Genomic DNA, 15,959 nt, shown 5'->3' on the forward strand with positions numbered 1-15,959 from the left:
TTTCCTATCTATGTTGGGCTGTACTTGCTGGCTTCAAGCATTGCCAAGAAGGGCATAGATTGCGGTAAGTCTTTTCAGGAAGACTCTAACCCCTGACAATAGCCAATCATCAAATTTTACCATTCATTATTTTTCTGACGGGTTGACATATTACATACGGATGCCATTTCAGGAGGTGATCAACATGACGGTAGCTTCTCAAGTGAAAACAGCTGTAGCTTCATTAAAAAGCGCGCAGGCCAGCTTTGAACAGTTTGCGTTAAATACACAAAACCAGCAGGCCAAAACCACGTTCACAAATGCAGCGCAACAGACACAAAACATTATTGACCAGGTCACTCCACGGTTACAACAAATTGAACAGGAAGAACCGCAGTATAAAGGTTTCTAAAAAAGGCCATGCCGATCTCTTCTCGGCATGGCTGTCCCTTTATTCCCTCGTAGATGACTGGATTGGGAGGCTGATTTTCTTGGCATGGATAGCAGGATTATGGCTAGTAAATACGGCACTATTGATCATTATTGCGGTTCGGGAGGTGCGCCGCCCCGCCAAAGCGTTGACTTGGATATCAGTCGGACTTGTATTACCGATTATCGGATTCGTTTGTTACCTGTTCGTCACGAATCCTGTGCAAATGCGGCGGGACAAGCTCGTTTCTTCGCACAATAACCCGATAGCGTTGCCTCCAGCATGTGGTGACTCCGCTTTTGTTATCGCTCGGGCTTTGCAACCTTTGTCTGTCAGTGGCCTTCGAACCAGTTACGTCCAAATCCTCACGAACGGAATGGAAACCTACGGAAAACTCCTTCAATCAATTCAGGCCGCACAAAAGACAATCGATCTGGAATATTACATATACCGGAATGACCATATCGGTAAACGTATCACAGATGTGCTGATTGACCGGGCTTTATCCGGTGTGAACATTCGTTTTATAAGGGATGGCTGGGGAAGCCGGTCATTTCCCAAACATACGGTTCGCCGGATGATGGAAGCAGGCATTGAATGCAGGACCATCTTTCCCTTGCGATTCCCCTGGGTACTATCCAACTTGACATACCGGGATCATTGCAAGATCGTCATCGTCGACGGAAAGGAAGCCTTCATGGGAGGAATCAACGTTGGGGACGAGTATACCGGAATGAAGCCGGATGTCGGTTTTTGGCGCGACACTCATATGCGGTTAACCGGCGAAACAGCGGATGATGTGAAAGCCGTTTTTGAGGCTCACTGGAAAATGGCGTCACCGGACATGCTCCATTCAACGAGAAAGGCAAAATTTATCCCTGAATCGGCTCAACTTTCAGACGATAAAGCCATTCATCCATTTCCATCCGGCAAAACAGAACGATCCGGATACGGATGGGAATGGGGATCGGAGCTGGGAACGATGGAAGGCACCCACATGGGAAAAGCTTCCCCATCCAAGGATTCGCATAACGTCTATATACAGATATTCGAAGGCAATCCCGGGCTGCCTACTCCGGTCATTCGGGAAATGCATTTCATCTGCCTGACGCAGGCGACCCGAACCATCGACGTGACCAACCCTTATTTTATACCCGATGCGGATATCATGATGGCCATCAAAACAGCCGCGGCGCGTGGCGTTCGAGTGAGATTACTGGTGCCGCGCCAAGTGATTCCTAAAGTTGCAGGAGCTGCAAGCCGTACGTATTATGGCGAACTCGTGGAAGCAGGGATCGATGTGTTTCAGTACAACAAAGGGGTGCTGCACGCGAAAGTCATGATTATCGATGGCGAGATTGCCGAAGTGGGTTCTTCCAACTACGATCTCCGTAGTTACCGTTTAAACTACGAAGTGTGTGCAGTGATGTATCATTCTGATGTGGCCCGGGAGCTTACGGAACAATTCGAACGGGATCTCGCCGAGGCTACTCCATATCGTTTGGAAGATCATATGCATCGTACCTCTTCCGAGCGCATGCTTGATCAAGCAGCGCGTTTGTTATCTCCTTTGTTATAAATCTCAAAAATTACATGGAATTGAATCGAAGTCCAATTACACATGTATATGGCGAAAGGGGAGAAGGCGCCTCCAACGAATACAAGTAATATCGAATTTGGGCAACAGTCTATGGTGCAAATATCACGCCCGGCATATAGTGTAGAAAAAAAGGAGCTGCATCATAGATGATCATGATGAAACCGATTGAAGTTGAAGGTCATCAGGTTATAAGTATCGAGGTCGCCCTGCCCAAAACAACACTTCTGGCCATCACAACCGATCACGGATATATCATGTGCGGAGCGCTTGATATTCGTTTGTTAAATGAGAAATTAAACGATCGCCGCATTGTGGCAGGACGCGCAACCGGGGTACGAACAATAGAGCAATTGCTGGATGCCCCACTCGATATGGTGACCACAGAGGCGGAATTACGCGGAATTTGCCCTGGGATGAAAGGAGCAGATGCGCTTTTAAAGATGGTAAACGAGGTTAGTTAATTTTAAATCCATACTTAAGGAAAGTAGGGGGATTTTTTGTTAACGGGTCTGCATATTGTTTTCCTTGGAGGCGATGCCCGACATCTTGAAATCATTCGGTCATTCACAGACCTGGATGCAAATGTTGTGGTAATCGGTTATGAAGATTTGCACGAACAACTTCTTGAAGTTCAGCATTCCAAGCTTACGAGGGAGGTGCTTCGCAATGCTGATGTATTGATATTACCGGTTGTCGGTACAGACGACCATGGCAGAGTAGAGTCTTCATTTTCATCTGAAACGTTATTGCTGAACAAGGAATATATGTCTTCCTTGCCGAAACACGCAAAAGTCTGTACTGGCATAGCCAAGTCTTACTTGAGGAACCTTTGCGTAGAACTAGGAATAGATCTGATTGAATTATTCAGCAGGGACGATGTTGCCATATACAATTCCATTCCCACTGCGGAAGGCGCCTTATTGATGGCCATTCAACATACGGACATTACCATACATGGTTCGCGTTGTATGGTGCTGGGTTTGGGGAGAATCGGTCTTACGTTAGCCGGCATGCTTCACCGCCTGGGAGCACACGTCAAAGCGGGGGTTCTGAAACCGGAGCAGTTTGCACGTGCATGGGAGATGGGGATTGAGCCGTTTTATACGAAAGATTTGTACGATGAAGGCGTAAATGTGGATATTATTTTTAACACGGTTCCGGAGCAAATCCTTACTTCTCGTGTGTTGACCCGTATTCCGCATCACGCTATTATTATTGATTTGGCTTCCAAACCAGGTGGGACCGATTTTCGTTTTGCCGAAAAACGTGGAATCAAGGCCTTGTTGGCACCAAGTTTACCGGGATTGGTCGCCCCAAGAACGGCTGGACGTATATTGGCGAGAACGTTATGTCAATTGATCCAGGACGAACGGAGTCAAAATCGAGAGCAAATGGATATACTTGCTTGTCCTTCCGGGATATGAGATAGCGAACACTGTAAAACGAATCCTTTGGAGGCGTCATTACTTGTTTATACTTGATCTGAGAGGCCGGCACTTTGCCGGCCTCTCAGAGTGAAGACAAACTCCCTTGCTGATTCAAAAGCAATGGGAGTTTTTGTGAATTTGAAGCACATATTGAAAAAGAGCGTGCGTTCTATTTATCCGGCGACCTGACTTCCAAAGCCAGGTCGCCATTTTTTTCAGGTTCATAGCAGTGAAAACAAGCATCGCCTGCATCGTCACCTTCTTAAGTCCTCGTAAGGTCGTCCAACGCATGCCATGCTTTTCTTTCAAATCCGCAAATACTCGTTCTATTGTTTCTTTTCGCTTTTGGTAAAGCTGTTTGCTTCCTTCCGTATGTCGGAGGTGCTCAGCTTCCTCTACGTATTCAGCCCAGATGTGCCGGCTGATCCGCTTTACAGCATCCTTGCTCTCTGTGCACCGATCTCGAAGTGGGCAGTTCTGACAAATGCTCGGATCGGACCGATACATTTTATACCCGTCGCGGTTGGTTGTTTCGTAAGACAGTACAGCGTTCGCCGGGCAAATGTAGCAGTCATAATATTCATCATACACATACTCATACTTTCGGAAAAAGCCATCTTTCGTATGGGGCCGGGTGTAGGGCATAACCGGGCGAATTCCTTCTTTGAGCAGCGTCCTGCAAATGTAGGGTGTCTTGTATCCTGCATCCGCGGCAACCGCCCTTGGAGTCGAGAGGTTCCGGGCCACCTCGCCTAGTAGATCCTCAAACATTTGACTGTCGTGAACGTTGCCTGGAGTTACCTTGACGCCCAGTACAAACCCACTCCGATCACACGCGGTATGGAAGCTGTAGGCAAATACCCGTTCTTTTTCCCCTTTTACAAACAACCCGCTCTCTGGATCAGTGGCGCTGGTCTTCACCTCCTTCATGGAGACTTCCGACTTTTTTTCCAGAGGCTTCTTTCCATGCGCAATACGGTCCTGATTAATCTCATCATCCAGCAGATCTTGAAACTTTTTGCTTTGTTCTTGGACTAGCTCTTTCACGTATTTGTTTCTGTTCGCATTAGCTTTCACGTGAGTGGCATCGATGAAAAGCACATCAGGGTGCACAAATCCATGCTTCACGGCTTCTTCTAAAACCCGGGCGAAGATCGATTCAAAGAGCCCTGTATCCCGGAAACGGCGGACATAGTTTTTACCCAGCGTCGAGAAGTGAGGAATGGGCTGGCTAAAGTCATAGCCGAGGAACCAACGATAAGCAATGTTGGTTTCGATTTCTTTGATCGTCTGACGGATCGAGCGGATGCCAAAGATACACTGAATAAGAGCGATCTTGATGAGAACGACAGGATCGATGCTAGGACGACCGGTATCTTCGCTGTAAGTGTCACGAACGAGATCGTAAATGAAATTAAAGTCAATTGCATTTTCAATTTGACGAACAAGATGCTCTCCCGGAACCAACTCCTCCAGAGAGACCAAGGATATTTGTGTACGTCCTTCATAGCCTGTTTTCCGCAGCAATTGCAAGCACTCCCATTCATCAGTGATTAATACTATTATATCATATTAACGCGGTGAATGGATGAAGTTTTTGATTAAAAAGAAACTGTCGAAAGGTACTTTGTCGACAGTCTGTATCAGGCAGACAAATTATCCATAGCGGGTCAAATGGCCGCGGGAATTGCGCATGAAATTCGAAACCCGCTTACCGCGCTGAAAGGATTTCTGCAATTGTTAAGCGCCGGCAACGAAAATGGAAGTAAGTACTACGATATTATGAAGGATGAATTAACTCGTATCGAACTTATTGTAAATGAACTGCTGGCCTTAGCCAAACCGCAAGAGATGAACTTGACGCGGCATGATCTTTCCGAGCTGATTCAGGATATCGTTGTGCTGCTTCAGACGCAGGCCACTTTACATAATGTTGAAATTCACTTTCATCCAACCAAGGAATCCGTGCAGATCCGGTGCGATGGAAATAAAATCAAACAGTTATTTATTAATTTGATTAAGAATTCCATTGAAGCGATGCCTGAAGGAGGAACCGTCTGGATCGAACAAATGCGATGCGATGAATGGGTTAAAGTAAGCATAAGGGATAACGGGGTTGGAATTCCGCAAGAATTGTTGCAAAAGATCGGACAACCTTTTTTTACACAGAAAGAGACAGGGACAGGTCTCGGGCTATCCATTTGTTATCAGATTGCAGAGTATCACAATGCGAATATTGAGGTTGCAAGCGAGGTTGGCGAAGGTACAACTTTTACCGTATCCTTTCCCATCGCTCTGTAACGGCTTATAGGTATAATCTTAGAAATCGGGTTCCACTTCGTGACGAGAAATTAGCTGGCTTTTTTACTGTAGTTCTGCACACGATAAGTGGCCGGGAAGGAAGTTAATGGTGATGAGGCAAATCGTAGAGTTCCTCATGAATTCAGATCAAATGGATATTGGACTGGCTATCGTCGATTCAGAAGCCAAAATTTTATTTTTAAATACAACCATGAATACCTGGTACACAGTAACCTCCGGAGAAGAATTCCCTGAACACTCGGCATTACAATCGATCGTGGGGCAAGTACTGCAGGATAAAAAGAATTACTCGGGAGTACTCGTGCAAGAGAGGTTAGATGGCAAAGTACGATCCATGATCACCTATGTATACCCGCAGCTAAAAGGGGAATGTTTTGTTCTGATGGCCGATATCCAAGATTTTCAACAGTACGTGAAAATACAATGCGAGAAAGAAAGAAGGGAAACCATTGTGCATATGGCGGCGGGCACAGCCAATATCATTCTAAATCCTTTAACGGTAATCAAAGGGACGCTTCAACTTCTGGAAAAAAGTTTGAAGGATCATGTTTCCGTTTTACAATTCGCGGCATCTCCACCTCATCAGAAATTGGCCGGATACTTTAAACTGCTTGATGAGCAAATTCAGACGATCGACAAAGCGTTGCAGCGATTTTTGCTCTTTGGAAAACCTTTCGAATGGAAATTTGTTCCTATTTCTCTTCTTTCATTTATGCAAGAATGGATTCCAGATATACAGGTCCAAGCATTGGAGAAAACAGTACGTTTCGCTCTGGAATTTCCGGAGCAAAACGGTTTTGTGTTTGGACACCCCAAGTTGCTGCGAGCGGCGCTGCAAGAAATCATTAACAATGCATTAGATGCAAGTCCCCCAGGTTCTGTCTTAACGCTCCGAATTAACATTACGGATAATCACATCCACATCATTGTTCGCGATCAAGGAGCAGGAATTCCAGAAGATCTGCAGTCCCGAATCATCCTACCGTTTATTACAAGTAAACAGGACGCCATTGGATTTGGGCTCAGTTTTAGTCAAGTTATGATCGAAAAAATGGGAGGCTCTTTGAAAATCGATAGCTCTGATCTAGGCACAAACGTTATTGTTCAATTACCCGCATTTAAGGGAACAGTTTAAATGTGTCGGTAACATTGCGGTAAACAAACTCTCAACAATTTTTTCAGGGGCTCTTGCCGGGAGTCGCGACCCAAAAAAGCATATTTCAATTCAACAATGCAGGGTAGCAAAGAATAATATTTCCCGAAGAGTACAAAATAAAGCTTGAAAAAATGATGACAATGGAGGAAATTACATGCCGCTCATTCCTTGGGATTCGTTTCGCAATACCGATCTATGGAGAAGGGATTTGGAAAAAATTTTTAACGAAGGTCTTCCGGAAATCGGCGCGCGTCTAGGATTTGCAACCCCTCGTATTGATGTATTTGAGAATGAACATGAAGTGATTGCTTCTTGTGAAATCCCTGGTTTGGATAAAAAAGAAGACCTTCATATCGATGTGGATGAAAACATGCTTACAATTAGTGGGACCATAAAGCAAGCGAATGAAGTGAAACAGGAACAAATACACCGCAAAGAACGGTTTGTCGGACGATTCCAACGGTCGGTGTCTTTGCCATCACGCGTTCAAACGGAAGGAACGACAGCAACGTATCGCAGCGGTGTCCTTGAAGTTCGAATGCCGAAATTAAAAGCCGATACCCAACGGCAAATTGATGTGCAGTTTCATTAAAATGAAGTGTGAGATCACAATATAGGCGTTACATGAAAAATGGGCGCTTGCACAAAATAACCTTTGGGGGACGAAGTCCTACCATATTGAAGGAGGTCAATGATCGTGTATCAACAAAACCTTTCACAGCAAGCAAGCCAATGCGCGCAGATTATTCAACAGTTGATCCAGCAAACGCAGCAATCGAGCAACATGTATCAGCAAATGTTGCAACAGGAGCAGCAAAACGCCGCCCAACTGGATCAGCTGGCCCAGAAAGAACGTCAAGCGGTTCAAACCATTCAATTTGTTCTGCAAGGACATCAAACTGCCATACAGCAGATGCAGCAGGCGATGCAAATTTGTTCTCAGCTTCAACAAACAGCGCAACAACAACCCGGCTTGCAGAGTGCGGGCTGGCCAACGGCTCAGAGCTGGCAGAATCAGAATTTGCAGCCACGGCAATATCAATAAAACAGCAAGTGAAAACGATCGTATTCTTTAAAAAGAAGGCGGTCGTTTTTTCACTTGACGATGCGTATACCCCAAAACCATCCAAGCCAAGGCGCGCTGGTTTGCCCGGGATGCTGAAGGCGCTGGGCGAGGCAGAGGTGCAAGTCACGTTCGGCATGCTGCCTCTTGCGCGGCATTTGCGACTATTTGCAAAGAAAACAGGGTAAGCTTTTAGCGGCGGACATTTGTCCATCGCTTTTCTGGTTGCAAAAAGGAATTTCACTCCCGTGAAACTTGAATTGTTGAACCATGCCGAATTGCCCAGCAAGAGGCGAGGATCTGACCATTAAAAATGTGTATGTACCACGAACCCCGATTTTGTGGAACACGTGAACCGATACGTGAGGGATGTTGAGCAAGGAAGACCCGTTTAGCGGATTTTTCGAAGGAATTTAGCGATATGGTTCAGCGAATTTTTCCAAATGTCCAGAGTAAATTGAATGAGGATCCTGCCTTCATAGGCGGGGGATTTTTTTCGCCTATCTGATTAGGGATTTTGGTGCTAGGAAAAAGCAGATTGTACACTTCGTCCTTCATCTCGCGGCTAATTCGTATTTTTTGCGACGTGTTCAAAGCCTTCTTTGGCCAGGGCGTGGTATGATTGATAACCGGCTTGCCCGCCGGGACGGCGCGCAGTCCACTTTTCTCTGTCGGCCGCTCATACCGACGACGAACTAACCGATGCCGCCACCCGCATATGCGAAGGATACCATTAGAGTCGCTGTATCACTTCTCGTACAGGCTACCAAGGCGCTGGCGCCGACAGCTTTTATCGCATTAAAGTATCGCTGAAGGAGAGGATGAAAAACAGGAAACCGTCTACGGAAAGTTAGCGTATAGTATGAAAAATAACAGGACAACGAGGGCTTAGTACAAAAATTACATATACATCTTTCGTCTGGGAACGTTTAAATTTCTGCCTGTTTAGTTCTGGAGAGACAAATAGACTACCATAACTAACAATCGTGGTAGCCTATTTGCTCTAAATGCAAGGAGGGGACTGTACCCCACCATTAGTATATACACCGAGGAGGTTGTATAAGTACGTACAATTATCGAGGCGGAACGTGGCCCGATTAAACATTTGATTTTTAGATGTATTTGTGGTAATTTAAGAAAAGTGAATTCACGATTTACACAGCGACGTGTGTGTAATCAATAAAAACTCAATTAGAACAAGGGGTATCGGGGAATTACACAGTGTACGTTCTTCAATATTGCCATTTTAATTACGGAAAGGACTGAAAAGCATGAGCTTCAAACAAAGAGAAGGCGGAGACGACAAGAGACCGGCTCGCCGCGGCGGCCGCAACAAACGTCGTAAAGTGTGCTACTTCACTGTGAACAAAATTACTCACATTGACTATAAAGATACCGAGCTGCTGAAGAAATTCATCAGCGAACGCGGCAAAATTTTGCCTCGTCGTGTAACCGGCACAAGCGCGAAATACCAACGCCTTTTGACCGTAGCGATCAAACGCTCCCGTCAAATCGCACTGCTTCCGTACACTACGGAGTAATTCTTGAACCGGAAGGCCGAATCCATTTGGATTCGGCTTTTTTGCATGTTTTCGATTTCTATAGGTATATATTCTATGTAAAGAATTTTGGGAGTAATAAGAAAATAAAGAAAATTTTTCTGAAATCTGACGGTTCATGTCACCTGGAAAGCAGGTATAGAATCATTTAAAAAGATATTGACGTAAGATTAATTAACATGTATTATTTACAATAATCAGTTGGGGAATTTACCCATTTCATTTCAAAGACTTCGTATAATACCTTATTAACCACTGGTCTATATCAACGCTTTGCTGCTTTATATCTTTATCGTAATCCATTCTGCAGCTTTATTTTCCTCAAGAACGAGTTTAAGTCACTGTCTACAAATCACCACGATTTACATTCAACCCTAACCAAAGGCACCTCGGTCAGATCATAATAATTTCATTTAGGAATTAATATCATGCCTATATAATGGCGGATTTTAAGGGGGGATATATAAATAGATCCAAACAACACCAAATGCAAACATGCTTAAGTGTTCTCACAACTACATAATAAACACCATGAATAAAGGCACGGCAATGGTTTGCATTCTACTTCCAGAATCTGCACTAGGGACAATTTTATGGAGATGATTGAGGAGGAGAAAACATGAGAAAAACGTGGTGGGGGTTTTTGACTTTAATGTTAGTGTTCACACTAGCGCTGAGCGCTTGCTCGGGGGGTGGAGGAAATACCGCCGAGCCGGCAACAACGAACAATACGGGGAATAATACCAATACGGGGGAGCCGACAACAGAGAACACCACTGCTCCTGAGTCAACTTCAACGGAAGGCGTGATTGAAGCGGCCGATATGTCGCTTAATCCGCAGGCTGCTTTAAACCGTACGGATACAATGATTATAGGTATGGGCGATCCTAAGGGGGTATTTAACCCTATATTTAGAGAAACAGTTTATGATGCCTATGTTTGCTATGCATTATTCGATTCGTTTGTCGAAGTAGCTTCCGACGGTACCTTCCAGAACAGCCTGGCCGAAAAGGTTGACGTATCGGAAGACGGATTGAAATACACCTATCATTTGAAGCCGGGAGTTACTTTTACCGACGGTACGCCGCTGACCGTTAAAGATTACTATTTTACGCTGAAATTGTTGCTGGATGCCAGTTATGACGGGCAATCGGATCCGATGAGCGCTAACATTGTCGGCGCCAAGGAATACCACGAGGGAAAAGCCAATGAAATTTCCGGCGTCAAAATTATCGATGACAACACCGTTGAGGTTTCTATTACGGAATACTCGGCGCTTACACCCGTAGATCTCGGGGAAATTTATATTTTGCCGGAGCATTATTATGGTCCTAAGTACACACAAGGGAATCTCGACGGCGTGAAGACACTCAACGACAAGCCGCTCGGAAGCGGCCAATACAAGTTGACCAAATACAGCCCCGGCCAGGAAGTGGTGTTTGAAGCGAATGAGAATTATTTCCGCGGCGCGCCGGAAGTGAAGAATGTAATTTTCAAGACGACGACCGAAACGACAAATCTGCCTATGCTGCAACAGGGCGAAACCGACATGGATGAAGGCTTTACCGTCACGGAGGATATTGTCGAAGCCCTGAAAGAAATGGGATTTGTAGATATTAATCTGCTTCCGAACAATGGTTACGGATATATCGCTTTTAATCATAGATTAGAGAAGTTTAAGGATGTTAAAGTACGCCAAGCGCTAGTATACGGCTTGAACCGCGCAGATATTGTAGCGGGCATCTATGGACCTTATGCCGATGTCATTAACATTCCGGAGTCAACGGTATCGTGGGCTTATACGGACGAGAATATCGAGACTTATGATTTTGACCTGGAAAAAGCCAAACAGCTGTTGGACGAAGCGGGATGGACAGTAGGCAGTGACGGAATCCGCGAGAAAAACGGGGAGAAGTTCAAGATCAACTTCTCGGCGACGGCAGACAATCCCGTTGTCGATGCGCTCCTGCCGATCATGACGCAGAACTATAAAGAATTGGGAATAGAGCTTGTTGCGGAAACGCTCGATTTCAACGCAATTATGGATAAATCTACAACCGGAGATTTCGATATGTACTTTGCCGCCTGGTCCTTGACGCCTGACCCGGATAATACGGTATTTATAACGGACGGCGCACAGAACGATTACGGATATTCCAATCCCAAAGTGGATGAACTGATGGCCAAAGGCCGGAAGACATTGGATTTGGAAGAACGCAAACAAATCTACAAAGAAATGTACCAGGAAATGAACAAGGACGTACCGTTGATCCTGATGTATCAAAGAAAGAACATGATAGCCGTCAACGGACGTCTGAACGGTTTTGACTTCTCCCCGTATAAATACTTCTCATACAGCCTGTACCAAGTGCAAATGGAGCAGTAACACAAGCAACATAAACAAGCGGGTGTGCCCGGAATTTCCGCGGGTACACCCGCATTCTTACCCAGGGGGAAGAGGAATGAAAACATATATTGCCCGAAGATTGCTGCAAATGATCCCCACGCTAATCGGCATTACGATTATTGTCTTCGCGATTTCCGCTATGGTCCCCGGCGATTATATCACCTCTTTAAACAATCCCAACATGACGCAAGAAAGGGCGGATGAGCTGAGAGCGATTTACGGTTTGGACCAGCCCGAGTATTTGCGGTATTTCACTTGGGTCAAAAATATGATGCTGGGGAATATGGGGGAGTCATTTCAGCATAAAAAGCCGGTGATGGAAGTTGTAAATGATTACGTTTGGAATTCTTTTATCATCGCGTTTGCAAGTTTGATCTTAAGTTGGACCATCGCTGTGTTTACGGGGGTTTTTTCGGCGAAATTTCAGTATTCATTCTTTGACAAAATTATTACGCTCATTGTCTTTATATGTATGTCTTTGCCTTCATTTTTCCTAGGACTACTTTTAATTCGGATTTTTGCCTTAATCTTGGGCTGGCTTCCGGTCGGCGGCATGGTAACCGCCGGTTCGAAAGCGTTGGGATGGGATTATATCGTCGATGTGCTGAGACACGGTATTCTCCCGGTCATGGTACTGACTATGTTAAGTACAGGAAGCTTGACCCGCTATTTCCGGACCAGCATGCTTGAGGTTATTCGTCAGGATTACATAAGGACGGCCCGCGCCAAGGGTTTGAAGGAGCGGACGGTCATTTTCAAACACGCTTTGCGTAATGCCATGATTCCGGCAATAACTTTGCTTGGCTTTGAATTGCCTGCTTTATTCAGCGGGGCGATGATAACCGAGCAAATCTTTGTTTGGCCCGGTGTTGGCCATATTTATTTAAATGCCATCAATTTGCGGGACTATCCGTTTATGCTCGGATTTACCATGCTATTGGCCGTGCTTACTTTGCTGGGAAATCTGCTCTCGGATGTCCTGTACGGTTTGGCTGATCCGCGAATTCGCTTGAAGTAGGGGGAGATTGAATGGCCACTGAAATTGCTACAATGCAAAAAAACACGCCTGTATCGGCCATGGCATCGGAATCACCTTGGCGATTGGCGGTGAAAAGGTTCGGCCGGAACAAATTGGCCTTAGGCGGTTTGGTCATTCTGGTGCTGATGTTTCTAATATGCTTTATTGGCCCTGTTTTTTCGCCATATAACCTGTACGATTACTCCTTGGTCGATAAGAATTTGCCGCCATCCGCCAAGCATTGGTTCGGAACCGACAAACTCGGGCGCGATATCCTCTTGCGCGTAATGCTTGCCGGCCGGATCTCTCTGCTCGTCGGGCTTGTCGCGACATTCATTACGGTGATTATAGGCGGAACTCTGGGTGCATTGGCGGGTTTTTATCGCAGAAGTGTCGACAGTATTATTATGAGAGTGGCAGATATCTTTATGTCTTTGCCTACCCTGCCGATATTGATTATTCTCGGCGCTGTTATGTCCGATCTGAAGGTTCCTCCTGCTTCCAGAATTTATTTACTAATGCTGATTATCGGGATATTGAGCTGGACGACGCTGGCCAGGCTGGTGCGCGGGCAGATATTGACGCTCAGGGAACAGGAATTTATGTTGGCCACGGAGGCATTGGGCTTAAAAGACTGGCGGAAAATATTCCGTCACCTGCTGCCGAATACGATTCCGATTATTATCGTAACGGCGACTTTAAGCGTCGCCAGCTCCATTTTGTACGAGTCCTCCATGAGCTTTCTCGGGCTCGGAGTCGTTCCGCCGACGCCATCGTGGGGGAATCTGATCGCCGATGCCAACAATCTGATTGATTTCCGCAAACGGCCTTGGCTGTGGATTCCGCCGGGAATGTGCATTTTGATCACGGCCGTGGCGATTAATCTTATCGGGGACGGGCTCCGCGACGCTCTTGATCCCAAGATGAAGAGATAACACTTGGAGCGCAGAATAAGGAGATGCGAATATGGCTAAAGATCTTGTGCAGTTTCGTAATTTGGAGACCCATTTTCACACTTCGGCAGGTGTTGTAAAGGCCGTCGATAAAGTCAGTTTCTCGATCCGCGAAGGGGAGACGGTCGGGGTCGTAGGAGAATCCGGCTGCGGTAAAAGTGTAACGGCAATGTCATTAATGCGCTTGGTGGAAGGGCCGCACGGCGTGATTGCGGGCGGCGAGATATTTTATGAAGACAAAGACATACTTAAGCTGAGTAAACGGGAAATGGCCCGTATCCGCGGGAAAGAAATATCTATGGTCTTCCAAGAACCTATGTCGTCCCTGAATCCGGTTTTAAAGATTGGGGATCAACTCACCGAGCCGCTCATCATGCATATGTTGATGGATCGCAAAGAAGCGAGAAAGAGGGCAATCGAGTTAATCGAATTGGTAGGAATTCCGCGGGCGGAGCAAATTTTTGAAGCTTATCCGCATGAGCTTAGCGGGGGGATGCGGCAGCGGATTATGATCGCAATCGCTTTAAGCTGCAATCCGAAACTGCTTATCGCCGATGAGCCTACAACGGCGTTGGATGTCACTATTCAAGCGCAAATTCTTGATTTGATGCGGGGAATCAAACAGAAGCTCGGTACCGCTATTATGCTGATCACTCACGATTTGGGCGTCATCGCCGAAATGGCGGATTATGTCGTTGTCATGTACGCCGGAAAGGTCATTGAAGAGGCTCCGGTATTGGAATTGTTCCAGGACCCGCAGCATCCGTACACGAAAGGTTTACTAAAAGCAAAACCTATTCTTGGGTTAAATCAGGAACGGTTGTACTCGATTCCCGGCCAGGTGCCAAACCCGATTGAATTGGGGGACAATTGTCATTTCCATGATCGCTGCGAGTTTTGTATGGACATTTGTCAACGGCAGCAGCCACCGTTCCGCGCTCACGGCGATAAATTGCATAAAACGGCTTGCTGGCTTTATGAGGAAGTGAGGGAAGCTCTATGAGTGCGTTGATCGAAGTGGAGGGACTGAAGAAGTATTTTCCTATTACAGGCGGTGTGTTTCAACGGACAGTAGGATACGTCAAGGCTGTCGACGACGTATCGTTTCATATAGAACGGGGCGAATCCTTTGGTCTCGTAGGCGAATCGGGATGCGGCAAAAGCACGATTGGCCGGACGCTGCTGCGTCTTAATGATAAGACAAGCGGCCGGGTAACTTACCGTGGCCAAGAGCTATTCGGATTGTCCAAAGAGGAGCTTCGCCGTTTGCGGCCCAAGATGCAGATCGTATTCCAGGATCCTTTCAGCTCACTCAATCCACGGATTAAAGTAGGGGACGCGATCGGAGAAGCCTTGTTTGATCATGGACTGACGGACCGGCAGGAAGTAAAAAGACGCGTTTTGGAGACGATGCAGATCTGCGGACTGGCCAGTTATCATTATGACCGTTATCCGCACGAATTCTCGGGAGGTCAGCGGCAGCGCATAGGGATCGCCCGGGCTCTGATCATGGAACCGGATTTTATTGTTGCCGACGAACCGGTCTCGGCGCTGGATGTTTCGATTCAGGCACAAATCATTAATTTGCTGAGCGATTTGCGCCGCGACAAACAAATTACCTATTTATTTATATCGCACGATTTGAGTGTGGTTGAGCATTTGTGCAACCGGGTAGGCGTAATGTATCTCGGTTCGATGGTGGAAATGGCGGACAAGGAGGAACTGTTTAGAAATCCGTTGCATCCATACACCAAAGCCTTGATGTCGGCGATCCCGATTCCGGACCCCTCCTTGAAACGGGAACGCATCGTATTGCAAGGGGATATTCCAAGTCCGGCAAACCCGCCGTCCGGCTGTAAATTTCATACCCGTTGCCCTATTGCTTCGGACATCTGCAAGCAGCAAATCCCGGAGTACCGGAATATGGGGGGTAATCATTTTGTAGCCTGCCACTTTCCGTTGGTGAAGGGCACTTTAAGCAGAAAATCGTAAATATACGAAATCCAGTCATCCCGCCCTCTATTTCTTGAGGGCTTTTCTTATTT

General features: G+C 46.2%; 15 protein-coding genes. 14 read left to right on the top strand and 1 reads right to left on the bottom strand.

The genetic code is table 11. The annotated features are described in order from the left end of the window. The first annotated feature begins 184 nt into the window (after positions 1-184). The 4 genes from V3851_RS11625 (at position 185) to dpsA (ending at position 3,433) form a co-directional block, all read left to right on the top strand. The gene (locus V3851_RS11625) at positions 185-391 is read left to right on the top strand and encodes a DUF1657 domain-containing protein (protein WP_029197844.1); all 207 of its coding nucleotides are present in this window, start codon (positions 185-187) and stop codon (positions 389-391) included. A gap of 79 nt (positions 392-470) precedes the next feature. Further along, positions 471-1,988: a phospholipase D-like domain-containing protein gene (locus tag V3851_RS11630; RefSeq protein WP_331846715.1), complete on the top strand. Its 1,518-nt coding sequence runs from the start codon at positions 471-473 to the stop codon at positions 1,986-1,988. A 167-nt stretch (positions 1,989-2,155) separates the two neighbouring features. Then, positions 2,156-2,470 carry a YunC family protein gene (locus V3851_RS11635; protein WP_021624005.1) on the top strand — a complete coding sequence of 105 codons (315 nt, stop codon included), beginning with the start codon at positions 2,156-2,158 and terminating at the stop codon, positions 2,468-2,470. 36 nt (positions 2,471-2,506) lie between these two features. Further along, on the top strand, positions 2,507-3,433 hold the full coding sequence (gene dpsA / locus V3851_RS11640; protein ID WP_128630792.1) for a dipicolinate synthase subunit DpsA: 927 nt from the start codon (positions 2,507-2,509) through the stop codon (positions 3,431-3,433). Between the two features lie 114 nt (positions 3,434-3,547). On the opposite strand, the gene V3851_RS11645 is transcribed toward dpsA, so the two are convergent. Continuing rightward, positions 3,548-4,963 carry an IS1182 family transposase gene (locus V3851_RS11645; RefSeq protein WP_414859299.1) on the bottom strand — a complete coding sequence of 472 codons (1,416 nt, stop codon included), beginning with the start codon at positions 4,961-4,963 and terminating at the stop codon, positions 3,548-3,550. 147 nt (positions 4,964-5,110) lie between these two features. Between V3851_RS11645 and V3851_RS11650 the strand changes: the two genes are divergently transcribed. The 10 genes from V3851_RS11650 (at position 5,111) to V3851_RS11695 (ending at position 15,906) form a co-directional block, all read left to right on the top strand. Further along, complete coding sequence (locus tag V3851_RS11650; protein ID WP_246061400.1) at positions 5,111-5,737, top strand: ATP-binding protein; 627 nt, start codon at positions 5,111-5,113, stop codon at positions 5,735-5,737. Between the two features lie 112 nt (positions 5,738-5,849). Beyond that, complete coding sequence (locus V3851_RS11655) at positions 5,850-6,893, top strand: ATP-binding protein (protein ID WP_005836072.1); 1,044 nt, start codon at positions 5,850-5,852, stop codon at positions 6,891-6,893. 175 nt (positions 6,894-7,068) lie between these two features. After that, positions 7,069-7,506, top strand: coding sequence for an Hsp20/alpha crystallin family protein (locus tag V3851_RS11660; RefSeq protein WP_005836070.1), 438 nt, complete (start codon positions 7,069-7,071; stop codon positions 7,504-7,506). Positions 7,507-7,611: 105 nt separating this feature from the next. Then, a complete protein-coding gene (locus V3851_RS11665; RefSeq protein ID WP_128630790.1) occupies positions 7,612-7,959 on the top strand; it encodes a hypothetical protein in 348 nt (115 codons plus the stop codon). A gap of 1,289 nt (positions 7,960-9,248) precedes the next feature. Further along, a complete protein-coding gene (rpsR, locus tag V3851_RS11670) occupies positions 9,249-9,518 on the top strand; it encodes a 30S ribosomal protein S18 (protein WP_082207605.1) in 270 nt (89 codons plus the stop codon). Positions 9,519-10,155: 637 nt separating this feature from the next. Beyond that, the gene (locus V3851_RS11675; protein WP_331846716.1) at positions 10,156-11,922 is read left to right on the top strand and encodes an ABC transporter substrate-binding protein; all 1,767 of its coding nucleotides are present in this window, start codon (positions 10,156-10,158) and stop codon (positions 11,920-11,922) included. A gap of 76 nt (positions 11,923-11,998) precedes the next feature. Then, positions 11,999-12,961 carry an ABC transporter permease gene (locus V3851_RS11680; protein WP_331846717.1) on the top strand — a complete coding sequence of 321 codons (963 nt, stop codon included), beginning with the start codon at positions 11,999-12,001 and terminating at the stop codon, positions 12,959-12,961. An 11-nt stretch (positions 12,962-12,972) separates the two neighbouring features. Then, positions 12,973-13,896: an oligopeptide ABC transporter permease gene (gene opp4C / locus V3851_RS11685; protein ID WP_331846718.1), complete on the top strand. Its 924-nt coding sequence runs from the start codon at positions 12,973-12,975 to the stop codon at positions 13,894-13,896. A 31-nt stretch (positions 13,897-13,927) separates the two neighbouring features. Continuing rightward, positions 13,928-14,917 carry an ABC transporter ATP-binding protein gene (locus V3851_RS11690; RefSeq protein WP_331846719.1) on the top strand — a complete coding sequence of 330 codons (990 nt, stop codon included), beginning with the start codon at positions 13,928-13,930 and terminating at the stop codon, positions 14,915-14,917. Continuing rightward, a complete protein-coding gene (locus tag V3851_RS11695) occupies positions 14,914-15,906 on the top strand; it encodes an ABC transporter ATP-binding protein (protein ID WP_331846720.1) in 993 nt (330 codons plus the stop codon). Before V3851_RS11690 ends, V3851_RS11695 begins: the two co-directional genes overlap by 4 nt. Positions 15,907-15,959: the final 53 nt, after the last annotated feature.

Source organism: Paenibacillus haidiansis (assembly GCF_036553665.1).
Taxonomy (GTDB): domain Bacteria; phylum Bacillota; class Bacilli; order Paenibacillales; family Paenibacillaceae; genus Fontibacillus; species Fontibacillus haidiansis.

Excerpts from the sequence above, each read along its gene's own strand:
- V3851_RS11625 (WP_029197844.1), top strand. The coding sequence starts at position 185 with ATGACGGTAGCTTCTCAAGTGAAAACAGCTGTAGCTTCATTAAAAAGC.
- V3851_RS11635 (WP_021624005.1), top strand. The coding sequence starts at position 2,156 with ATGATCATGATGAAACCGATTGAAGTTGAAGGTCATCAGGTTATAAGT.
- V3851_RS11650 (WP_246061400.1), top strand. The coding sequence starts at position 5,111 with ATGGCCGCGGGAATTGCGCATGAAATTCGAAACCCGCTTACCGCGCTG.
- V3851_RS11655 (WP_005836072.1), top strand. The coding sequence starts at position 5,850 with ATGAGGCAAATCGTAGAGTTCCTCATGAATTCAGATCAAATGGATATT.
- V3851_RS11660 (WP_005836070.1), top strand. The coding sequence starts at position 7,069 with ATGCCGCTCATTCCTTGGGATTCGTTTCGCAATACCGATCTATGGAGA.
- rpsR (WP_082207605.1), top strand. The coding sequence starts at position 9,249 with ATGAGCTTCAAACAAAGAGAAGGCGGAGACGACAAGAGACCGGCTCGC.
- V3851_RS11675 (WP_331846716.1), top strand. The coding sequence starts at position 10,156 with ATGAGAAAAACGTGGTGGGGGTTTTTGACTTTAATGTTAGTGTTCACA.
- V3851_RS11680 (WP_331846717.1), top strand. The coding sequence starts at position 11,999 with ATGAAAACATATATTGCCCGAAGATTGCTGCAAATGATCCCCACGCTA.
- opp4C (WP_331846718.1), top strand. The coding sequence starts at position 12,973 with ATGGCCACTGAAATTGCTACAATGCAAAAAAACACGCCTGTATCGGCC.
- V3851_RS11690 (WP_331846719.1), top strand. The coding sequence starts at position 13,928 with ATGGCTAAAGATCTTGTGCAGTTTCGTAATTTGGAGACCCATTTTCAC.
- V3851_RS11695 (WP_331846720.1), top strand. The coding sequence starts at position 14,914 with ATGAGTGCGTTGATCGAAGTGGAGGGACTGAAGAAGTATTTTCCTATT.